This is a genomic window from Nioella ostreopsis (assembly GCF_004000255.1).
Classification (GTDB): Bacteria; Pseudomonadota; Alphaproteobacteria; order Rhodobacterales; family Rhodobacteraceae; genus Nioella; species Nioella ostreopsis.
Map to the genome: position 1 here is coordinate 32,467 of NZ_RCIQ01000003.1, position 21,075 is coordinate 53,541.

Here is a 21,075-nt window from a genome sequence, read left to right on the forward strand (position 1 = left end):
CGCCGACAATTTTAGCTAAATGCCAGGGGAAACGGTTATCCCAGGCAGGTCACCCAGAGGATCGTCGCGTCCTCGGCACTGACCGAGATCACGTTATGCCCCATGGTGGCGTCGTAATAGGCGCTGTCGCCCCTACGCATGTTCACCGGGGCGTAGAATTCCGTGATCAGCTGGATCTCTCCGGTCAGGACATAGAGGAATTCCTCGCCCTCGTGGCGCACCCACCCGTCAAACTCCTCGAAGCTGCGGGCACGGATGCGGGCGCGGTAGGGCAGCATGGCCTTCTGGGTCAGCTGCGGGGCCAGCATCTCGTGTTCATAGGTGGCGGTCGGGTGCGGCTCGCCCGCGCCGGTCTGGGTCACGGCGAGGCGGCCGTTGACCTTCGGGTTGACCGTGGGGGTGAAGAGCTGCGGCACCGAGATATCCAGCCCGTCGGCCAGCTTTTTCAGCGCGTCATAGGTGGGCGACATCTGGCCGTTTTCGATCTTGGACAGTGTCGAGCGCGCCAGCCCGGCCTTCTGGGCGGCCTGTTCCAACGTCCATTCCCGCTGCTTGCGCAGCTCGCGCACCCGAATGGCGAGGTCCACCGGTTGCGAGCGATCCTGCGTGCCGCTTTCGCGGGCGAGGCGTATGAGGCTCGGTTCGTCAGAAAAATCCATGTCCGCGATGTAGCCCGCCGCTCGGGGTCTTGCAACTGTCCCGCACCTTGCCTACGCCGGTTTCATGCCTCTGCCCGATCCCTGCCCTGCCTCGTTCAACCTTGCAGCCCATGTGCTGGCCCAGGCCCCGCGCCTGCCGGACAAGATCGCGTTGGCGGTGCTGTCGCCCACCCGGTCGGACCGCTGGAGTTATGCACGACTGGAGGACCGGGTGTTGCGCACCGCCAGCGGTTTGCTGGCGCAGGGGCTGGTTCCCGGTGACCGGGTGCTGCTGCGCCTCGGGAACCGGCCTGATTTCCCGGTGGCGTATCTCGCGGCGATTGCTGTGGGGCTGGTGCCGGTGCCGACCTCCGCCCAACTGACCGGGCCGGAAATCAGCCGCCTCGCGCCCGAGATCGCCCCGAAGCTGATCCTCGCCCATGACGGCATCGCCCTGCCCGATCCGCTGCCCTGCCCGGTGGTGACGGATCTGGAGGCTCTGGCCGCGCATGACCGCGCCACTTATCAGATGGGTGACCCCGAGCGTCTGGCCTATCTGGTCTATACCTCCGGCACATCCGGCCGCCCCCGCGCCGTCGCCCATGCGCATCGGGCCATCTGGGCGCGGCGGATGATGCATCAGGGCTGGTACGGGCTGCGCGAAAGTGATCGGCTGCTGCATGCGGGCGCCTTCAACTGGACCTTCACGCTCGGCACCGGGCTGCTGGATCCGTGGTCCGTGGGGGCGACCGCGTTGATCCCGGCTGAAGGCACCGATCCCGGCGCGCTGCCCCTGCTGCTGAAACGCCATGACGCGACGATCTTCGCCGCCGCCCCCGGTGTCTATCGCCGGATGCTGCGCGGACCCGTGCCGCCAATGCCGAAACTGCGCCATGGGCTGAGCGCCGGGGAAAAGCTGCCCGAACCGATCCGCGAGGCCTGGGCCGGGGCGACGGGCACCACGATCCATGAGGCGCTCGGCATGTCGGAATGCTCCACATTCATTTCCGGCTGTCCCGAGAGGCCTGCGCCGTCCCACACACTCGGCTTTGCGCAGGCAGGACGGCAAATCGCGATCCTGGATCCTGACGGGCACCCGCTGCCTCAGGGTGAGACCGGCCAGCTTGCCATCCATCGCAGCGATCCCGGCCTGATGCTGGGATATCTTGGCGATGACTGCTTCGACCTGCCCCTGAGAGGCGATTGGTTTGTCACCGGCGATTTGGTGCATGAGGACGCGGATGGGTCGCTCGTCTATCACGGCCGTTCTGACGACATGCTGAATGCCGGTGGCTTCCGCGTCTCCCCGCAGGAGATCGAGCGCGCCTTTGCGCCCCTTGTCGAGGATTGCGCGGCCGTTTCGGTGGAAATCCGCGAGGAGACGCATATCGTCTGTCTGGCGCATGTAAGCGATCGCGAAGAGCCCAACCTGCGTCAGCACGCGGAAACCTGCCTTGCACGCTACAAGCAACCACGGCTCTATGCCCGCTTCGACGCGCTGCCGCGTGGCGCAAACGGAAAACTCAACCGCAAGGCGCTGGCCGCCGCCATCAGGGACATGCAATGATCAAGCTCGACATCCTTTCCGATCCGATCTGCCCTTGGTGCTACATCGGAAAGGCCTATCTGGATCGCGCGCTGGAGGCGGCTGGCGACCATCCCTTCGCCATCGAATGGCACCCGTTCCAGCTGAACCCCGAGATGCCGACGGAAGGCATGGATCGGCGCGCCTATCTGGAGGCCAAGTTCGGCGGCAAGGAGGGTGCGGTGCGCGCCTATGCGCCGGTGGTGGAACATGCGGAAACAGCGGGTCTGAAGCTCAATTTTGAAGGCATCGCGCGCACGCCCAATACGCTCAACGCGCATCGCCTGATCCACTGGGCGGGGATTGAGCAGCGCCAGACGCCGGTCGTCTCGGCGCTGTTTAAGGCCTATTTCGTCGATGGTCGCGATATCGGTGACAGCGACACGTTGGCCGAGATCGCAGGCGCATCCGGGCTCGACGCTGCGATGGTCGCGACCCTGCTGGCGGGCGAGTCAGACGCTGACGATATCCGCGCCCGCGACGCCCATGCCCGTGAACGGGGCGTGACGGGTGTGCCCACTTTCGTTGTCGCCAACCAGCACGTGCTGACCGGCGCGCAACCGCCCGAGCTGTGGGGCAAGGTAATCGAGGATATCCGGGGCCTCATGAAAGAGGCTGAATGAGCGCGGGGCTGATCCTCGGGCTTTCTGCAAGCGTGATCTGGGCGGCGATCCTGGTCCTTTCGGATCGCAGGCCGGGCCACGGCCCTTGGCCCCCCCGCAAGGGCAACCTCTTGACGGCGATCTGGGCCTGGGGGCTGACCACGCTGATCTATGTGGGTCTGGTGCAGACCTTGGGTCAGACCCCGGTGCTGCCCGATCTCCTCAGATGGGGTCTCGGCCTGCCCATGGCCGTCGCTGGCAGTCTGCTTCATACCTGGGCCACGGCGGCGCTCGGGTTGAAGGGCACCAGCGGATGGGATGTGGGCCTGGCCACCAAGGGCCCCTATGCGCTCTGCCGGCATCCGCAATATCTGGGGCAGATCGTCAGCATCGCGGGGCTGTCGCTGATCATCGGCTCGCCCGAGGCGCTGATCCTCGGGGTTGCCGCATCGCTCATGCTGGGATACGGATCAGGGGTCGAGGACCGCGCCATTCAATCGCGCGACCCAGACCTCTTCGCGGCTCATTCCGCCAATACCCCGTTCCTTTTGCCGAAATTTTCGAGCCGCACATGACCGATTCCAGCTTCCGCCGCCTGTCTCAGGGCGAGTTCATTGCCCTGATGGGCATGATGTTCGCGACCATTGCCTTTTCCATCGACTCGATGCTGCCCGCCCTGCCCGAGATCGCGGAAGAGCTGACGCCGGACGCCACTAACCTCGCACAGCTTGTTCTGACCTCCTTCGTTTTCGGGATGGGGGCGGGAACGCTGGTCACCGGGCCGCTCTCGGACGCGTTTGGCCGCAAGGCGATCATCTATTGGGGCGCGGGGCTCTATGTGATTGGCGCTGTCATGGCCTATTTCGCCCCGACGCTGGAGCTGGTGCTGGCCGCCCGCGCGATCCAGGGGCTTGGGGCGGCTGGCCCGCGCATCGCCTCGATGGCGCTTGTCCGCGACCTCTACTCGGGCCGCCAGATGGCGCGGATCATGTCCTTCGCCATGCTCGTCTTCATGATCTTCCCTGCCGTGGCCCCGATGATCGGCGCGGGCATCATCGCGCTGGCGGGTTGGCGGTCGATCTTCCTGGCCTTTGTGCTGTTCTCGGCGGTTTCCACCGCCTGGATCGGCATTCGTCAGCCGGAAACCCTGCCGGTCGAGAAGCGTCGGCCTCTTCAGGCCGCCATGCTATGGGCCGGGATGAAAGAGGTTCTGAGCCACCATCAGGTGATGCTCTCGACCCTGATCCAGATCATGATCTTCGGCATCCTTTTCGCCACGATCAGTTCCGTGCAGCAGGTCTTTGACATCACCTATGACAGGGGCGGCAATTTCCATTTCTGGTTCGCTGGCATCGCGGTTTTCGCGGCCCTGCCACCGCTGGTGAATGCGTCCCTTGTGGTCAAGCTTGGCATGCGGCCGCTGATCCGGCGGGCGCTGATGGGGCAGATCGCGGTCTCGGCTGTGGCCGGGCTGGTGTTCCTTGCCATGGGCACAGACGCGCCCTGGACCTTCTGGGTCTTCCTCGTCTGGACGGCAGGACAATTCGCCGCCACCGGCTTTACCATCGGCAACCTGAACGCCCTGGCGCTGGAGCCCATGGGCCATATCGCGGGCATGACATCTTCGGTCATGGGGGCCGTGGCGACCGTGGGGGGCGCGGTGATCGGGGCCGTCATCGGCCAGCTGTTCAACGGCACGCCCACACCCCTGGTCCTGTCGGTTCTTCTGGTCGCAGGGGCAAGCCTTGTCATCGCGACCAGATTGCCGCGTGAGGGGCGTTAACCCTTCTTCGCCGCAATGACCTTCTCGGCCAGATCGCGGGCAATGGCGAAGGCCCCCTTGATCTTGTCGCTGTCCTTCGTCCAGTCGCGCCGCACCACGATCTTGGTATCGCGCACCTTGGCCAGCCCGTTCTGCGCCTGAACGAATTCCACCAGCCCGGCGGGGTTGGCGAATTTGTCATTGTGGAACTGGATCGTCGCGCCCTTCGGCCCGCCATCGAGCTTGGCAATCCCCGCCCGCTTGCACATCGCCTTGATGCGCACCACCAGCAGCAGCGTGTTGACCTCCTTGGGCAGCTTGCCGAACCGGTCGATCAGCTCCGCCGCAAAGCCCTCCAGCTCCACCTTCGTGTGCAGTTGGCTCAGCCGCCGGTAAAGCCCGAGCCGCACGTCCAGATCGGGCACATAGTCAGCCGGGATCAGAACGGGCACGCCCAGATTGATCTGCGGTGCCCAGGTGCCATCGTCATCGGTCAGCGCCTTCATATTGCCCGACCGGATCTTGGCAATCGCCTCTTCCAGCATGGACTGGTAGAGCTCAAACCCCACCTCCTTCACATGGCCCGACTGCTCCTCGCCCACGATGTTGCCCGCGCCGCGAATGTCGAGGTCCTGGCTGGCGATGGTGAAGCCCGCGCCAAGACTGTCGAGGCTGCCCAGAACCCGCAGCCGTTTCTCCGCCGCGGGGGTCAGCTTGGCACGCGGTTTCGTGGTCAGATAGGCATAGGCGCGGGTCTTGGCGCGGCCCACCCGGCCCCGGATCTGGTAGAGCTGCGCGAGTCCATACATATCGGCCCGGTGAATCACCATCGTGTTGGCGGTCGGGATGTCGATGCCGCTTTCGATGATGGTGGTGGCAAGCAACACGTCATATTTACCATCGTAAAACGCCACCATTCGGTCATCGAGCTCGCCCGCCGCCATCTGGCCATGGGCCACGACGAAGGTCACCTCTGGCACCTGTGTGCGCAGGAACTCCTCGATCTCGGGCAAGTCCTCGATGCGCGGCACCACGTAGAAGCTCTGCCCGCCCCGGTAATGTTCGCGCAAGAGCGCCTCGCGGATGGTGACCGCGTCGAATTCGGAAACGTAAGTGCGGATCGCCAGCCGGTCGACCGGGGGTGTGCCGATGAGGCTGAGGTCGCGCACGCCAGAAAGCGACATCTGCAATGTGCGCGGGATGGGTGTGGCGGACAGTGTCAGGACGTGCACTTCCGAGCGCATCTCCTTCAGCCGTTCCTTGTGGCCGACGCCAAAGCGCTGTTCCTCGTCGATGATCAGAAGGCCGAGGTTCTGGAACCGGATATTCTTGGCCAAGAGCGCATGGGTGCCGATGCAGATATCGACGCTGCCATCCGCCAGTCCCTTGCGGGTGTCCGTCGCCTGCTTTGCGGGAACAAAGCGCGACAACTGCCTGACATTGATGGGAAATCCACGGAATCGGTCGGCAAAGGTCTTGGCGTGCTGGCGGGCCAGCAGGGTAGTCGGCGCGATCAGGGCCACCTGCATACCGCTGGCCGCCGCGACGAAGGCCGCGCGCATGGCAACCTCGGTCTTGCCGAAGCCCACATCGCCCACGACCAAACGGTCCATGGGCCGGCCGCGTTCCAGATCCTCGATCACATCACCGATGGCCGACAGCTGATCATCGGTTTCCTCATAGGGGAAGCGCGCGCAAAAGGCCTCCCACATGTCGCCCGGCGGTTCCATCACCGGGGCGTGGCGCAATTCACGTTCTGCGGCGATGCGGATCAGCTTGTCGGCGATCTGGCGGATGCGTTCCTTGAGCTTGGCCTTCTTGGCCTGCCACGCCCCGCCGCCGAGCTTGTCGAGCAGCCCTTCCTCATGGCCATAGCGGCTGAGAAGTTCAATGTTTTCAACAGGAAGGAACAGCCTGTCACCACCTGCATATTCCAGCGCGATGCATTCATGGGGGGCACCCATGGCGGTGACGGTCTCCAGCCCTTTGTAGCGCCCGACGCCATGATCGACATGCACGACCAGATCGCCGGGGCTGAGGCTCTGCGCCTCGGTCAGGTAGTTTTCCGCCCGCTTGGTCTTGCGCTTGGGTCGGATCAACCGGTCTCCCAACACGTCCTGTTCGGAAATCACCGTCAGCCCGTCGCCGGTGAAGCCCTGTTCCAGCGGCCAGACCGCAAGGTTGACGGCCCCCTTCTTCAACCCGGCCAACCCGTTGGAGATCTCGGTCAGGTCGGTGATGTCCTGATCTTCCAGCAACCCGCGCAGCCGTTCCCGCGCGCCCTCGGACCAGGAGGCCATGACAATCGCATTCCGCTTGGATTCCGCGCGAATGTGATCGGCCAAAGCACCGAATAGACTGATATTTTCTTGCTGTCGTTCCGGCGCGAAACTGCGCCCGATGCGCCCGCCCGCATCAACCACCCCGGGCCCCGAGGCTTGTGGCAGCGGCGAAAACTGAATCACGCGATGACCTGCGACGGCCTTCTCCCAGGCCGCGTCATCGAGATACAGCAGCTCCGGTGGGCAGGGTTTGTAGACCGTGTCCAAACGGCCCTTCTGGGTCATGGCAGTCTTGCGGGTATCGTATTGATCTTCAATCGTTTCCCAACGGGCCAACCGTTGCGGCGTTGTCTGATCGTCCAGCGAGATCGTGGCATCCGGCAGGTAGTCGAACAAGGTCTCCAACCGCTCGTGGAAGAAGGGCAGCCAATGTTCCACGCCCTGATGCTTGCGGCCCGCGCTGATGGCTTCATACAAAGGGTCTTCGCCGCCACCCGCGCCAAACTCCACCCGGTAATTCTGTCGGAACCGGGCAATCGCGGCCTCATCGAGGATGACCTCGGACACCGGCGCAAACTCGATCCGCGTCAGTTTTTCCGTGGTGCGTTGCGTGGCCGGATCGAACCGCCGCGCGCCATCCAGCACGTCGCCAAAGAGATCAAGCCGCACGGGCATATCTTCTCCCGGTGGCCAGACGTCGATGATCCCGCCCCGGATCGCGTAATCTCCGGGTTCCATCACCGTTGGAGATTGCGAAAACCCCATACGAACCAGAAAGTTACGAAGGTCATCTTCATTCAGGCGATAGTCAACTTCCGCCACGAAGGCAGAGCTTTTCAGCAAGGCGCGCGGCGGCACGTATTGGGTCGCGGAACTGAGCGTTGTCAGGACGATGAAGCGGCCGTCCAGCCCCGCTGCCAATGTTGCCAAAGTCGCCATCCGTGTGGCCGAGATGTCGGCATTGGGTGACACCCGGTCGAAAGGCAGGCAATCCCAGCCCGGAAAGCGCAGGACCGGCACGGAGGGATCGAAGAAGTCCAGCGCCGTGGCCATTGCCGCCAGGCGCTTGTCATCGCGCGCCACATGCAGGACAGGACCCTCCCCGGCGGACAATTCCCGTAGCAGCCGGGTTGCATCGAACCCCTCGGGAACGCCGCCCATGAGGACATGGTTTTTCTTATCCATGAGGGGTTTATCCCGCGAAGTTAAAGTCCAAGTGCGCCGTAGTGCAGATTGGTCCACATGCCCCAGAAGGCCGTGATGAAGATCGACACCATGCCGATCATCTGCACCATCATCCGGTGCGTGCGCAAGCGTCGGCCCAGATCCTCGAACCCGGTGTCGCGCAGCTTGTGGGCCGTGCGCACGTTCAGGGCGGCAACGCCCGTCATCGGCGCCAGCAGCAGGAAGACAGCCTGGCAGAACTCCACCCCATAGCCCCACCCCAGAACCGCAAGCCCGGTGATCAGGAAGGCAAGAAATCCGATGGCGAACACGCCCGACAGCTCCACCATCGCGAGGATGCGGTTCACATTGACCTCAGCCAGAACCCGCATGTCGTGGATCGAGCGTTCATGGCCCCGGCGCGCGCGGGTCACCATGTCGAAGGGCACGCCGACGATCCAGTGGCTGGCCGTGGACCACAGGGCCGCCAGAGCGATCCAATACCACAGGTTCGAGAACGACCTGAGGTCGATCACTTCCGTTGCAAGTTCGAGAAAGTCCAAGGCCGCTCTGCCAATCACATCACAATTTCGGGGCACATTAGTCGCGCGTCGCGCGGGTTTCCAGCCCTTGAGAAAACTGCGCGAACATGCCACCCCATTTTGCAACACATGATGGCGAGGATGACCCCATGCGCAACAATCAGGCCCCTTTTCCCAAGACCCGGTTCCGCCGCACCCGTGCCAGCGCCTCTGTCCGCGCGCTTGTGCGGGAAAACAGCCTGTCGGTCGATGACCTGATCTGGCCGGTTTTCGTGCGCGAGGGCGAGAGCATCGAGGAACCGGTGTCGTCGATGCCCGGCGTGCATCGCTTTTCCATCAACTGCCTCGTCAAAGCGGCGCAGGAGGCCTACGACCTGGGCATTCCCGCGATCTGCATCTTTCCCTACACGGATCCGTCGCTGAAGACCGAGCTGTGCGAGATTGCCTGGGACCCGGACAATATCTCGAACCGGGCGATCCGCGCGATCAAGGACGCGGTGCCGGATCTGGCGATCATGACCGATATCGCGCTCGATCCCTACAACGCCAATGGCCATGACGGGATCGTGCGGGATGGGATCATCGTCAATGACGAAACCGTTGAGGCGCTTGTGAAAATGGCGCTCGCGCAGGCGCGCGCCGGGGCCGATATTCTGGGACCGTCCGACATGATGGACGGGCGCATCGGGGCGATGCGCGATGCGCTGGAATCCGAGGGATTCGGCAATGTCTCGATCATGTCCTATGCCGCCAAATTTGCCAGCGCCTTCTATGGTCCGTTCCGCGACGCCGTGGGGGCCTCTGGCGCATTGAAGGGCGACAAGAACACCTATCAGATCGACCCTGCGAACCGGAACGAAGCCCTTCGCTGCGTCGAACGCGACCTGTCCGAAGGCGCGGATATGGTCATGGTCAAACCGGGCCTGCCCTATCTGGATCTCTGCCGCGATGTGAAGGACGCCTTCGGCGCGCCCACCTTCGCCTATCAGGTGTCCGGCGAATACGCGATGGTCGAGGCCGCGGCGGCGAATGGCTGGATCGACGGTGACCGGGTCATGATGGAAAGCCTGATGAGCTTCCGCCGCGCCGGGTGCGACGGGGTGCTGACCTATTTCGCACCGCGGGTGGCGCGCATCTTGAACGGCTGACACAAAAAACCGCCCTGCCGGATCATCGGCAGGGCGGTTTCTTCCGAGGCGCGCGTGGTCGAGGGAACGCCCACGCCGCCGGATCAGACCGGCATGTCGTTGAACAGGTCGTCGTCTTCCTCGTCCACGGCCTGATCGGGTTTCCAGCGCGGTGCGGGACGGGGCGTGTCGGTCTGGACAGCGGCGGGATCGACCTTGTCCTGGCCCTTCGTCTGCTCTGCCTTGGGGCTGTCTTTGGTCATTCTGCGGTCCTCCATGAAAAATCACATTCCGGGTGGGTGATTTGCGGGCCGGACCCGAAGGCCCGACCCCGCCGGACCGGCCAGTTGTCCCCACCCTTGGCCGATCCCTGCGTCATGTCAGGTGGCGCATTTGCGGCAGAAGGGCGTGCAAGGCAGCACCTCCAGCCGATCCTCCGAGATCGCATCACCACATTTGACGCAGTATCCGTATTCGCCCGCATCCATCCGTTCGAGCGCAGCCTTGATCATGCGAATCTCCTGCTGGCCGGACACACCCATGCCTTCCAGCACCTCGTCGCCTTCACGTTCAACCGCCGCCTCTTCCCAATCACGGGTGTTGTGGCTTTCCAGCTCGTCCTCGATTTCATGGAGCTTCACGTCCAGGGCATCGAGGCGCTTCATCATGCTTTCGCGGCGTTTTGCGAGGTCGATCATCTCCCAGTCCTCCTCGGAGCTGTTCTGTCATTTCGCCATGTTCCGGCGTCTGGACAGGAGCTTATCGCGCGGTGGCCCCCCTCACTTTGACCGAGATCAACGGACCGGCGAATTCGCGGCGCTTTCGGCTTTTCATTCATCCCGCCGCACGGCAGGTTGGGCTGCATCATGGACCAGATGGAAGAGACCGAAGATGGACCTGCGCCCGCTTTCTGATGATCACTCTGTTGCCGGTCAGCTCGATCCGGCGGACATGGCCGCACTTGCGGCGCAAGGCGTGACCACGGTGATCTGCAATCGCCCCGACATGGAAGTGCCCCCAAGCCATCAGGCCGCCACCATGCAGGAGGCCGCAGAGGCCGCGGGGCTCGACTTCATCTTCAACCCGGTAAACGGGGCGGCGATGACGATGGACAATGTCGAAGAACAGGCCGAGGCCATCGACAGCGCGCAAGGTCCGGTCGTGGCCTATTGCGCCTCGGGCATGCGATCGGCGGTCATGTGGGCCTTTGCACAGGCGGGACGGATGCCAACCGATGACATTATCGCCGCGGGCGAGGCCGCGGGCTATCAACTGGCGGGCATGCGCGGCCAGATCGACGCGCTGGCCGCCCGCGCGGGCTGAGACCCCTGCCCGCTTGAGATCATCCCGCGCCCTGTCTATGTGTGGTCGCCGGTGGCCCGTGAATGGGTCGTCCTGCTAGGAATTGCTGCCCTCCATGGCTGTAGAAGACAAGCAAAGCCGCACCTTGGGTGACTGGATCGTGGACCGCATCGCGCGGGCCGTGATTGCCGTGCTGTTGCTGCTGCCGCACCGGGTGCGTGTTGCCACCATGGGCTGGATCGCCCGCAATCTCGTCGGGCCGCTGACCGGCTATACCCGGCGCGCCCGGAAGAACCTTGCCTATATATGGCCCGACATGTCCGAGTCCGAGCGTCGCCGGATCGCCCGTTCCGTTCTGGACAATGCGGGCCGGGTGATCATCGAGAACTATGCCACCGCAGATCAACTGGCCCGCGCCGCCACCTGGACCACGCATGGGCCGGGGCTGGACCCGGCGCAAAAGGCCCTGGCAGAAGGCCGGCCCATCCTGTTCGTGTCCGGGCATTTCGGAAACTACCAGGCCGCCCGCGCCGCGATGAATGTGCGGGGCTACAATCTTGGCGGGCTCTACAGGCCGCTCAACAACGGCTATTTCAACGATCACTATGTCCGCACGGTCGAGGCGGTCGGTGGACCCGCCTTTGCCCGCGGGCGCCGGGGGCTGGCCAATTTCATGCGCCATGTGAAAGAGGGCGGACATGGGGCGCTGCTGATCGACCAGTATTTTGCCGATGGCGTTGTGGTGGATTTCCTTGGAAAACCTGCCCCGACGGCGCAGTCGGTCGGTGATATTGCGTTGAAGTTCAATGCTCTGGTCATCCCGATCTATGCACGTCGCCTTGAGAACGGCATTGATTTCGACGTGCTGCTGGAAGCACCCGTGCCGCATAGCGATGCCAAAACCATGACGCAGGCCCTGATGGACAGCCTCGGCGCCCAGGTCCGCGAACGGCCCGGTCAGTGGTTCTGGGTGCATCGCCGCTGGAAACCGGACCGTCAGGCCGCCCGCGCCGCTGCGGGGCTGTGATCGGCGAAAACCTGCGCTTTCCGGCGCTATTGGCGTGACACAAGGCGAAAACATGCGTATTTTGCGCATCAAGGGCGAAAAAGCCCAATATCCTGAGGACAGACACAGGCGGTAGAGACTATGAGCACCCTTAACAGACGCAGTTTGATCATGGGGGCGGCCAGCGTTCCGCTTCTTTCGGCGTGCGGCAACGGGCTTGGCAGTGATGCCAGCGCCCGGATCGACGCCCGCGTCGACAGCGCCATCGACTTCATGTACGCCAATATCCCCGGCACCCGGAACCTGATGAGCGACGCCGAAGGCGTGCTGATCATTCCGCTGATCACGGAAGCCGGGTTCGGCATCGGTGGCGGGTACGGTCGCGGGGCGCTGCGGATCAACGGCGCGACGGTCGATTACTTCTCGTCCGCTTCCGCAACTTTCGGCCTGCAGATCGGCGCGCAGCAATATGCCCATGCCCTGTTCTTCATGACCGAGGAAGCGTTGCGCGATTTCCGCTATTCCTCCGGTTGGGCCGTGGGCGGCGATGTGCGCTACGCGGTCAGCACATCGGGCGGCAATATCGGCACCGATACCAATGCGCTGCTCAGCCCGGTCGTGGCCATCATCTTCGGTCAGGCGGGCCTGATTGCAGGCGCGACGCTGGAAGGTCAGCGCTACACGCGTATCATTCCCTGATGGAAACAGAGTTTTGATCGGTTGGGGCGGTCCTTGCGGCCGCCTCTTTTGTTGCAATCGCCGCGCAGGTCGCTAGGGTGCGGACGCTTGACGACCTGCCCCAAGAGACGAGACCTGAATGGCCCCCTTCCTGCGCTGGATGATCCGGATCGTAACCGCGGCCCTTGTGCTGACGGTTGTGACCCTGTTCGTAAGCTGGTGGATCTTCTCGCGCTCGATCCCGGACTATGACGCGAACTGGCGGGTTTCGGGGCTGAACGCTCCGGTCTCGATCGTGCGCACCAACGCGAATGTGCCCCATATCTTTGGCGAGACCGATCACGATGTCTTCTACGGGCTCGGCTTCGCCCATGCGCAGGATCGGCTGTGGCAGATGCTGATGATGCGCCGCACCGCGCAGGGCCGCCTGTCGGAGCTGTTTGGTGAGCGGACTCTCAGGCTGGATGAACTGATGCGCCGGCTCGACCTCTACGGCCATGCCAGTCGGTCGGTCGATGCGCAGGATGCCGAAACGCTGGCGATGCTTCAGGCCTATGCGGACGGGGTGAACGCCTGGCTTGGGCAGGTCGCGGATCAGGCGCTTGGCCGGGGCGCGCCGGAACTGCTGTTGTTCTCGCCAGAGATTGCGCCCTGGAGGCCCGCCGATTCCATCGCGGTCGTAAACATGATGGCGCTGCAACTGGCGGGCCACCATGAAACCGAGGTGCTGCGCGCGCGCACCTCGCTGATGCTGAACGATCCTGCGCGACTGGCCGATATCCTGCCCGACCCGCCCGGCGCGCCGGTGGCGGAACTGCCGGAATATGCGGCGCTGTTCCCAGACATGCCGCGCTATGTGGCCAGCGACACGGCGCCCCGCGACCCGCTCTTTCCCAATATGGGGCCGGGTCTGGCGGGCGCCTCAAATGCCTGGGCCGCCGCGCCCTCCCGCTCTGCCACCGGGGCGGCACTGCTGGCCAATGACCCGCATCTGGGACTGACCGCTCCAACGATCTGGTATCTGGCCCGGCTGGAGCTGACCACCGGCGGCGTGATCGGCGGCACCGTGCCCGGCATGCCCATTGTGCTGGCCGGTCGTGGAGAGGAGATCGGCTGGGGCCTGACATCGTCCTACATGGATGACATCGACCTCTTTATAGAAGAACTGAACCCCGACAACCGCGAGGAATACCGCACGCCCGATGGGTGGGCAGAATTTGAAACCCGCCGCACGATCATCGAAGTGGCCGACAGCACGCCGGTGACCATCACCCTGCGCTGGACGGAGAATGGCCCGGTCATCCCCGGCCATCACTGGAACTTCGACACGATCACCCCGCCTGGTCACGTGCTGTCCATGGCCTGGACCGCCTTCACGGATGAAAACACCTCGCTGCGCACCGGGCTGGAACTGATGCGCGCACGGACCATCGAAGAGGCGCAGGCCGCGGGGCAGTATTTCGTGGCACCCTCGCAGAACCTGACCATCGCCACGCGCGACCGGATCGCGATGCAGGTCATCGGCCATATGCCCTGGCGGCTGGTCGAAAGCGAAACGCAGGGCCGCATCCCCTCGCGCGGATGGGTGGCGGAGGAACGCTGGCAGGGCGTCACGCAGTATTTCGCCAACCCCCATTTCGAGGACCCCGAAGGCGGCATCCTTGGCAACACCAACAACCGGATGATCGACCGGGAATACCCGCTGCATGTCAGCCATTCCTGGGGCGACACGCAGCGCATCCGCCGGTGGGAACACCTGATGCAATCGCGGCAGGTCCACACGCGCGACAGCTTCATCGAGGCGCAGCTCGACACCGTGTCCCAGACCGCGCGCACCCTGCTGCCGCTGGTGGGACGTGAGCTGTGGTTCACCGGACAGGCTGCCCCCGCAGGCACACCGGAGGCAAGGCGCGGCGAAGCGCTCGATCTGCTGGCTGCCTGGAACGGTGAGATGAACGAACATCTGCCGGAACCGCTGATCTACGCCGCCTGGATGCGTGCCCTGCAACAGCGGCTGGTGCAGGATGAGCTGGGGCTGCTGGCGTCCGAATTCCAGCGGCTGGAGCCGATTTTCATCGAGCGGGTCTATCGCGATATCGACGGCGCGTCGGACTGGTGTGACGTGCAGCCCTCCACCATCGAGGAAACCTGCACCGATATCGCCCGCCTGGCGCTGGACGACGCGCTGCAATACCTGACCGAGCAATATGGCGGCAATATCTCGTCCTGGAGATGGGGCGACGCCCATGAGGCGGTGCATGAACATCAGGTGCTTGGGGGCACATCGCTCTTTGGATGGGCGGTGAATATTCGCCAGTCCACCTCTGGCGGCGATAACACGCTCAATCGGGGTCGCACCACGGCAGAGCTGCCCACGCCCTTCCGCAACGTCCATGCGGCGGGCTATCGCGGGGTCTATGATTTCGCCGATCCCGACAGCTCGGTCTTCATCACCGCGACAGGTCAGTCGGGCCATCCGCTCAGCCGGTATTACGACAACCTGGGAGAGCTGTGGCGGCGCGGCGAGTACATCCCCATGTCGCTGGACCCGGAGCTTGCCGCCGCAGGCAATATCGGAATTACCACCCTGAGCCCGAGATAAGAAAACCGCCCCGAAGGGCGGCTTTCCTCTTAGCTTGAGACCGGGGTCAGCGCGCCGGCACGTAGCGCTCGATCGCCACCCGGATCGCCCCGTTCTGCCGGTGATACTGCATCACCGCCAGCATATAGGTCCCTGGCGCCACCCGCGCGGCAATCTGGGAATCGAGGGAGTTGTTGGCGTCATCGTTGAAGGCCAGTTCGCGCCCCACCCCGTCGAAGAGCGCGATCATCGGGTCCGACATGCCGATGCCAACCGCGTCGATCAGCACCAGCCCGCCCTCGGGCACGTTGAAGCTGAGCCAGCGGGCATCGGCCCCGACCGTGCCGTCATTGATCAGCATCGTCGACAGATCGCCAAGCTGCACCACCGGGAAGGCGCTGCCATCGGGCGGCGGGCTGGCTTCGCCGTTGACGTAAAGGTCATGCATCATGTTGGCCTCTGAATAGACCTGAACAGACACCTCGACCGGCAGATCGGGATTGTTCAGCGCCCGCATGCCGATGCAATAGCTGCCGGCGGGCAGCGGCTCGGGGAAATCCACGCGGGCGTTAAGGCTGTTGTAATCGTCATTCTCATCCAGCAGCAGGCCCTGCGCGTCGTAGATATAGATATAGGGATCAGCGCTCTGGTTCTCGGCGCGGATCGACACGGGCGTGGGGGAGGACAGGGTGAAGCGGTAATAGGGCGCGCCGTTCACGGTGTTGGTGGCCCGTGCCTCCTGCCCCGCGATCTGGTCGATCGGACCATTGCCAAGTGGGGTGGCAGGCGTTCCTGCTGTGCAGGCCTGGATGTTCGACCCGCCCGACCCCATGGTCAGGGCAGCGTGGTCGACCAACCCCACCCGAATATCGGCCTGGATCGGCCCGCCGCCATAGCTACGCGTGGCCAGGCAATAGGTGCCGGGGGAAAGCGTCAGTTCCCCTCGCGAGGCGAAATTGCCGCCGCTGTCATCATCCGTCAGCACCATGGTGCCCGCCTGATCGTATAGCTCGATCACCGGATCGCCGCCAAACTGGCCCCGTGCTTCGACCCGGACGGGCATGGGCTGCGAGACGGTGAAGTTCGACACATGGTAGCTGCCGGGCGGCACCGCGCCCACCAGATCGAACGGGGCTGCGGCGGTGGCGATATCGGATGTGGCCGCAGTGCTGCCCACCCATTGACCCGCGGGAACGGCCGCGCCGCAGGCGGCCTCTTGCGCGGCGGCGGGCATGGTCATCAGGGTTATCAACGCGCCCGCCAGGGCCGTGCCAGTCTTGTACGTCATGGAAAATCCTCCTCAAACCGGGTCCGGGTCAGGACCCCTTGTCGCTCAGCTTATCCCAGAGCCGCCCTCATGCCAGCCCCGATTTCGCGCGGCTTGCAGCGGGTCGGGATTGGGGACAGAGTGGCGCTTCGAGACAGACAAGGACAAGACCCCGTGCAGCGCCTCAGCCAATCCCCCACAGATCCAAGCTTCGTGCAGAACCCATATCCGTTCTATGCCCGCACCCGCGCGGCCGGGCCGCTGATCTGGTGGGAGGAGTATGGGATGCCCTGCGCCACGACCCATGAGGCGGTGAACGCGGTGCTGCGGGATCGTCGGTTCGGGCGCGAACAGCCCGAGGAGTTTCGCAGGCCCATCCCGGAACACCTGAAACCCTTCTACGCGGTCGAGGCGCATTCCATGCTGGAACTGGAGCCGCCGCGCCATTCGCGCCTGCGGTCGCTGGTTCTGCGCGCCTTCACCTCGCGCCGGATTGCCGGGTTGAAGGACGGGATCGAGAGCCTGTGCCACGAGCTGATCGACACCTTTCCGGACGGCGAATTCGACCTGCTCGACGCCTTCGCCCGCCCGCTTCCGGTCACCGTGATTGCCCGGCTTCTGGGGGTTCCCGAGGAGATGGGGCCGAAATTATTGAATTGGTCCAATGACATGGTGAAAATGTACATGGCGGGGCGGAGCCGCGAAGATGAAGACGCCGCCGTAGCCGCGACGGAAGGCTTCGTGGATTTCATGCGCGGCTATGTGGATCAGCGGCGCAAGGACCCGCGCGATGACCTGATCACCAGTCTGATCGCGGCGGAGGAGGATGGCGAGCGGCTGAGCACGGACGAGCTGATCACCACCTGCATCCTGCTGCTGAACGCGGGCCATGAGGCGACGGTGCATACGCTTGGCAATGGCGTGAAAGCGATGCTGGAAAACGGCGTAGTGACGGAGGGGAATGCCGAGGCGCTGGTCGAGGAGATCATGCGCTATGATCCGCCGCTGCATATGTTCACCCGCTATGCCTATGAAGAGATTGAATTTTGCGGCCATGTCTTTCAGCGCGGCGATGAGATCGGGCTGCTGCTTGGATCGGTCGGACATGATGAGCATGTGAATGACACGCCCGAGCTTTTCGATCCCTCACGCGCCGCGGCCACCCATCTGGCCTTTGGCGCCGGGCTGCATTTTTGCGTCGGCGCGCCGCTGGCCCGGATGGAGTTGCAGATTGCGCTGCCGATCCTCTTTGAGCGGTGTCCGGGGATGCGGCTGGCGGGGGTGCCGCGCTATGCGGATATCTATCATTTCCACGGGCTGGAGCGGTTGATGGTGACGCGCTGAGAGCGATGTCGCCGCGCCTGCGGCGCGTCGATCCGGGCGCCCTGACGGGCGCAAATCGGGGCGGTGCCGGGCGTGCACCCCCCGTACACCCCCTGTACACCCCCCGTGCATACGAAAGGGCGGTTTCGCCGCCTGCCGGCGTCGACCGGGGAGCGGCCCTCCTCAACCCCCGGCTGACGCCGGAGGCCTCGTCAGGCCGCGTTGCCACGAGATTGTGGAGACGGATGGTGTGCCAGATCGGATGGCCGGTCTGGTGGTGACGTCAGGATGCCTCCGGCGGGAGTATTTGGGCAAAGAAGAAGGGCTATTCGGCAGCGAGAGTCCGGCCCTGGAGCATCGGCTTGAGATAGTGGCCCGTATGGCTGGCAGCGACCTCGGCCACCTCTTCGGGCGTGCCTTCGGCAACCACGGTGCCACCGCCATCGCCGCCCTCGGGGCCGATGTCGATGATCCAGTCCGCCGTTTTCACCACGTCGAGATTGTGCTCGATCACAACTACCGTATTGCCTTGGTCCACGAGTTCATGGAGCACTTCGAGGAGTTTCTTGACGTCTTCGAAATGCAGGCCCGTGGTGGGCTCATCAAGGATGTAGAGCGTACGGCCGGTGGAACGTTTGCTAAGCTCTTTCGAGAGTTTCACTCGCTGCGCCTCGCCGCCCGAGAGGGTCGTCGCCTGCTGGCCGACCTTGATGTAGTCGAGCCCGACGCGGGAGAGCGCCTGCATCCGGTCGCGGATCGCGGGGACGGCCTTGAACGTGTCGCGCGCGTCCTCGACCGTCATGTCGAGCACGTCGGCAATCGACTTGCCCTTCCACTTGATTTCCAGCGTTTCGCGGTTGTAGCGCGCGCCCTTGCAGGTTTCGCAGGTGACATAGACATCGGGCAGGAAATGCATTTCGATCTTGATGACGCCATCGCCCTGGCAGGCCTCGCAACGCCCGCCCTTGACGTTGAAGCTGAAGCGGCCCGGCTTGTAGCCGCGCGCCTGTGCCTCGGGGAGCCCCGCGAACCAGTCACGAATGGGCGTGAAGGCCCCGGTATAGGTGGCGGGGTTACTGCGCGGGGTGCGGCCGATCGGGCGCTGGTCGATGTCGATCACCTTGTCGAGATGTTCGAGGCCCTTGACGGTTTCGCAGGGCGCGGGTGTCTGGCGGGCGCCGTTCAGTTTCATCGAGGCGGTCTTGAAGAGCGTCTCGATGGTGAGCGTCGACTTGCCGCCGCCCGAAACGCCGGTCACGCAGACGAATTTGCCAAGCGGGAAGTCAACGGTGACGTCTTGCAGGTTGTTGCCCGAGGCCTTGACCACACGGACGGATTTGCCATTGCCTTTGCGGCGTTCCGCAGGGATGCCGATTTCGCGGGCACCGGAGAGATACTGGCCGGTCAGCGAGGCGGGATCGGCGGCAATCTCTGCCGGGGTGCCTTTCGACACCACCCTGCCCCCGTGCACACCCGCGCCGGGGCCGATGTCGAAGACGTAATCGGCCTCTCGGATCGCTTCCTCGTCATGTTCCACGACGATCACCGTATTGCCCTGATCGCGCAGATTCTTGAGCGTGGTCAGGAGCCGGTCATTGTCGCGCTGATGAAGGCCGATGGAGGGCTCATCCAGCACATAGAGCACACCAGTGAGGCCAGAGCCGATCTGGGAGGCGAGCCGGATGCGTTGGCTTTCGCCGCCCGAGAGCGTGCCCGCGTTGCGGCTAAGCGTCAGGTATTCGAGGCCGACATTGTTGAGGAAGCCGAGTCGCTCGCGGATTTCCTTCAGGATCGCGCGGGCGATTTCGTTTTTCTGGTTCGTCAGGCTTTCTGGCACCGTGGCGCACCACTGGGCGGCTTCCTTGATGGACATCTGCACGACCTGGCCGACATGAAGACCCGCGATCTTGACCGCTAGCGCCTCTTCCCGCAGACGGTAGCCGCCACAGGCGCCGCAGGGGCGGTTGTTCTGGTAGCGTTCGAATTCTTCGCGGATCCAGGCGCTGTCGGTTTCGCGGTAGCGCCGTTCCATGTTGGGAATGACGCCCTCAAACGTCCGCGTGACCTGATAGACGCGGCCGCCATCGTCGTAGCGGAAGGGAATCTCCTCCTCGCCCGAGCCGCGCAGGAAGACCTGCTGCACATTGGCGGGCAGTTTCTTCCACGGGGTCGCGGGGTCGAAGCCGTAATGGTTGGCGATGGCCTCGATGGTTTGCAGGAAATAGGGCGATTTGCCCTTGCGCCAGGGGGCGAGTGCGCCGTCTTCCAGCGTCAGGGTCTGGTCGGGCACGACGAGCCGTTCGTCGAAGAAAAGCTCCACGCCCAGGCCATCGCAGGAGGGGCAGGCGCCGAAGGGGGCGTTGAAGGAGAAGAGGCGCGGCTCGATCTCGGGGATGGTGAAGCCACTGACGGGACAGGCGAATTTTTCGGAGAAGGTGAATCGTTCGGGGTCGCCCTCGCGGGGCGCGGTTTCGAGGATCGCGATGCCGTCGGCGAGGTCGAGCGCGGTGCGGAGCGAGTCCGCCAGCCGGGTTTCCAGCCCCTCGCGGACCACGATCCGGTCCACGACCACGTCGATGTCATGGCGGAATTTCTTGTCGAGCGTGGGCGGTTCATCGAGTTCATAGAACTCGCCATCCACCTTTACCCGCTGGAACCCCTGTTTGCGCAGGTCGAGCATTTCCTTGCGGTATTCGCCCTTGCGGTCGCGCACGATGGGAGCCAGCAGGTAGCCGCGCGTGCCCTCCTCCATCGCCATGACCCGGTCGACCATGTCCTGCACCTGCTGCGCCTCGATCGGCAGGCCGGTGGCGGGGCTGTAAGGCGTGCCGACGCGGGCGAAGAGCAGACGCATATAGTCGTAGATCTCCGTCACCGTGCCGACGGTGGAGCGGGGGTTCTTCGAGGTGGTCTTCTGTTCGATGGAGATCGCGGGGGAAAGGCCGCTGATATGGTCCACATCCGGCTTTTCCATCATGTCGAGGAACTGGCGGGCATAGGCCGAGAGCGACTCCACGTAGCGGCGCTGGCCTTCGGCGTAGATCGTATCAAACGCCAGCGAGGACTTGCCGGAGCCGGACAGGCCGGTAATCACCACAAGCTCATCGCGCGGGATATCCACGTCGATATTCTTGAGGTTATGCTCGCGCGCGCCGCGCACTTCGATCTTCTTCTGCTCGGCCATGCCTGCCCCCGGGGATATCCTGGTTAAGAGAT

Annotated in this window: 17 protein-coding genes; 10 read left to right on the forward strand and 7 right to left on the reverse strand. The window is 64.1% G+C overall.

The annotated features are described in order from the left end of the window. Positions 1 to 35: 35 nt before the first annotated feature. Complete coding sequence (locus EP237_RS04345; RefSeq protein ID WP_127558497.1) at positions 36 to 659, reverse strand: helix-turn-helix domain-containing protein; 624 nt, start codon at positions 657 to 659, stop codon at positions 36 to 38. Positions 660 to 723: 64 nt separating this feature from the next. Here EP237_RS04345 and EP237_RS04350 point away from each other — a divergent pair, with 64 nt between their 5' ends. Genes EP237_RS04350 through EP237_RS04365 form a run of 4 tightly spaced genes read left to right on the forward strand, consistent with a single transcriptional unit; the run spans position 724 to position 4,608 of the window. Then, positions 724 to 2,205 carry a class I adenylate-forming enzyme family protein gene (locus tag EP237_RS04350; protein WP_127558499.1) on the forward strand — a complete coding sequence of 494 codons (1,482 nt, stop codon included), beginning with the start codon at positions 724 to 726 and terminating at the stop codon, positions 2,203 to 2,205. Next, positions 2,202 to 2,846 (forward strand): DsbA family oxidoreductase, encoded by a 645-nt coding sequence (locus EP237_RS04355; protein ID WP_127558501.1) that lies wholly within the window; start codon positions 2,202 to 2,204, stop codon positions 2,844 to 2,846. The genes EP237_RS04350 and EP237_RS04355 overlap by 4 nt, the downstream gene beginning before the upstream one ends. Next, complete coding sequence (locus tag EP237_RS04360) at positions 2,843 to 3,400, forward strand: methyltransferase family protein (protein WP_127558503.1); 558 nt, start codon at positions 2,843 to 2,845, stop codon at positions 3,398 to 3,400. The genes EP237_RS04355 and EP237_RS04360 overlap by 4 nt, the downstream gene beginning before the upstream one ends. Then, entirely contained in the window at positions 3,397 to 4,608 is a 1,212-nt protein-coding gene (locus EP237_RS04365; protein ID WP_127558505.1) for a multidrug effflux MFS transporter, read from the forward strand. Before EP237_RS04360 ends, EP237_RS04365 begins: the two co-directional genes overlap by 4 nt. On the opposite strand, the gene mfd is transcribed toward EP237_RS04365, so the two are convergent. Both mfd and EP237_RS04375 read right to left on the reverse strand, forming a co-directional pair. Further along, complete coding sequence (gene mfd / locus EP237_RS04370; RefSeq protein ID WP_127558507.1) at positions 4,605 to 8,054, reverse strand: transcription-repair coupling factor; 3,450 nt, start codon at positions 8,052 to 8,054, stop codon at positions 4,605 to 4,607. The genes EP237_RS04365 and mfd overlap by 4 nt on opposite strands. A gap of 20 nt (positions 8,055 to 8,074) precedes the next feature. Further along, positions 8,075 to 8,596 carry a component of SufBCD complex gene (locus tag EP237_RS04375; RefSeq protein WP_127558509.1) on the reverse strand — a complete coding sequence of 174 codons (522 nt, stop codon included), beginning with the start codon at positions 8,594 to 8,596 and terminating at the stop codon, positions 8,075 to 8,077. A gap of 128 nt (positions 8,597 to 8,724) precedes the next feature. Here EP237_RS04375 and hemB point away from each other — a divergent pair, with 128 nt between their 5' ends. Further along, positions 8,725 to 9,723, forward strand: a complete 999-nt coding sequence (gene hemB, locus EP237_RS04380; RefSeq protein WP_127558511.1) for a porphobilinogen synthase — start codon at positions 8,725 to 8,727, stop codon at positions 9,721 to 9,723. A gap of 83 nt (positions 9,724 to 9,806) precedes the next feature. On the opposite strand, the gene EP237_RS23050 is transcribed toward hemB, so the two are convergent. Continuing rightward, entirely contained in the window at positions 9,807 to 9,965 is a 159-nt protein-coding gene (locus EP237_RS23050) for a hypothetical protein (protein ID WP_164744615.1), read from the reverse strand. Between the two features lie 117 nt (positions 9,966 to 10,082). Further along, positions 10,083 to 10,400: a TraR/DksA family transcriptional regulator gene (locus EP237_RS04385; protein WP_127558513.1), complete on the reverse strand. Its 318-nt coding sequence runs from the start codon at positions 10,398 to 10,400 to the stop codon at positions 10,083 to 10,085. A 193-nt stretch (positions 10,401 to 10,593) separates the two neighbouring features. On the opposite strand from EP237_RS04385, the gene EP237_RS04390 reads away from it, so the two are divergent. The 4 genes from EP237_RS04390 (at position 10,594) to EP237_RS04405 (ending at position 15,290) form a co-directional block, all read left to right on the forward strand. Then, entirely contained in the window at positions 10,594 to 11,025 is a 432-nt protein-coding gene (locus EP237_RS04390; protein ID WP_127558515.1) for a protein tyrosine phosphatase family protein, read from the forward strand. Positions 11,026 to 11,119: 94 nt separating this feature from the next. Then, entirely contained in the window at positions 11,120 to 12,031 is a 912-nt protein-coding gene (locus EP237_RS04395; RefSeq protein WP_127558517.1) for a lysophospholipid acyltransferase family protein, read from the forward strand. A gap of 120 nt (positions 12,032 to 12,151) precedes the next feature. After that, positions 12,152 to 12,709: a lipid-binding SYLF domain-containing protein gene (locus EP237_RS04400; protein ID WP_127558520.1), complete on the forward strand. Its 558-nt coding sequence runs from the start codon at positions 12,152 to 12,154 to the stop codon at positions 12,707 to 12,709. A 118-nt stretch (positions 12,710 to 12,827) separates the two neighbouring features. Then, positions 12,828 to 15,290 (forward strand): penicillin acylase family protein, encoded by a 2,463-nt coding sequence (locus EP237_RS04405; protein WP_127558522.1) that lies wholly within the window; start codon positions 12,828 to 12,830, stop codon positions 15,288 to 15,290. Between the two features lie 46 nt (positions 15,291 to 15,336). Here the strand turns inward: EP237_RS04405 and EP237_RS04410 are convergent, their stop codons facing one another. Continuing rightward, entirely contained in the window at positions 15,337 to 16,557 is a 1,221-nt protein-coding gene (locus EP237_RS04410; RefSeq protein ID WP_127558524.1) for a DVUA0089 family protein, read from the reverse strand. Between the two features lie 153 nt (positions 16,558 to 16,710). On the opposite strand from EP237_RS04410, the gene EP237_RS04415 reads away from it, so the two are divergent. Continuing rightward, positions 16,711 to 17,880 carry a cytochrome P450 gene (locus tag EP237_RS04415; RefSeq protein ID WP_127558526.1) on the forward strand — a complete coding sequence of 390 codons (1,170 nt, stop codon included), beginning with the start codon at positions 16,711 to 16,713 and terminating at the stop codon, positions 17,878 to 17,880. A gap of 304 nt (positions 17,881 to 18,184) precedes the next feature. On the opposite strand, the gene uvrA is transcribed toward EP237_RS04415, so the two are convergent. Further along, complete coding sequence (uvrA, locus tag EP237_RS04420) at positions 18,185 to 21,043, reverse strand: excinuclease ABC subunit UvrA (protein WP_127558528.1); 2,859 nt, start codon at positions 21,041 to 21,043, stop codon at positions 18,185 to 18,187. Positions 21,044 to 21,075: the final 32 nt, after the last annotated feature.

Bases quoted from the DNA above. Each gene is read 5' to 3' on its own strand.
- EP237_RS04410 (WP_127558524.1), bottom strand. From the start codon at position 16,557: ATGACGTACAAGACTGGCACGGCCCTGGCGGGCGCGTTGATAACCCTG.
- EP237_RS04365 (WP_127558505.1), top strand. From the start codon at position 3,397: ATGACCGATTCCAGCTTCCGCCGCCTGTCTCAGGGCGAGTTCATTGCC.
- EP237_RS04395 (WP_127558517.1), top strand. From the start codon at position 11,120: ATGGCTGTAGAAGACAAGCAAAGCCGCACCTTGGGTGACTGGATCGTG.
- EP237_RS04385 (WP_127558513.1), bottom strand. From the start codon at position 10,400: ATGATCGACCTCGCAAAACGCCGCGAAAGCATGATGAAGCGCCTCGAT.
- EP237_RS04400 (WP_127558520.1), top strand. From the start codon at position 12,152: ATGAGCACCCTTAACAGACGCAGTTTGATCATGGGGGCGGCCAGCGTT.
- EP237_RS04345 (WP_127558497.1), bottom strand. From the start codon at position 659: ATGGATTTTTCTGACGAACCGAGCCTCATACGCCTCGCCCGCGAAAGC.
- EP237_RS04390 (WP_127558515.1), top strand. From the start codon at position 10,594: ATGGACCTGCGCCCGCTTTCTGATGATCACTCTGTTGCCGGTCAGCTC.
- hemB (WP_127558511.1), top strand. From the start codon at position 8,725: ATGCGCAACAATCAGGCCCCTTTTCCCAAGACCCGGTTCCGCCGCACC.
- EP237_RS04405 (WP_127558522.1), top strand. From the start codon at position 12,828: ATGGCCCCCTTCCTGCGCTGGATGATCCGGATCGTAACCGCGGCCCTT.
- mfd (WP_127558507.1), bottom strand. From the start codon at position 8,054: ATGGATAAGAAAAACCATGTCCTCATGGGCGGCGTTCCCGAGGGGTTC.
- EP237_RS04350 (WP_127558499.1), top strand. From the start codon at position 724: ATGCCTCTGCCCGATCCCTGCCCTGCCTCGTTCAACCTTGCAGCCCAT.
- EP237_RS04360 (WP_127558503.1), top strand. From the start codon at position 2,843: ATGAGCGCGGGGCTGATCCTCGGGCTTTCTGCAAGCGTGATCTGGGCG.
- EP237_RS04355 (WP_127558501.1), top strand. From the start codon at position 2,202: ATGATCAAGCTCGACATCCTTTCCGATCCGATCTGCCCTTGGTGCTAC.
- EP237_RS23050 (WP_164744615.1), bottom strand. From the start codon at position 9,965: ATGACCAAAGACAGCCCCAAGGCAGAGCAGACGAAGGGCCAGGACAAG.
- uvrA (WP_127558528.1), bottom strand. From the start codon at position 21,043: ATGGCCGAGCAGAAGAAGATCGAAGTGCGCGGCGCGCGCGAGCATAAC.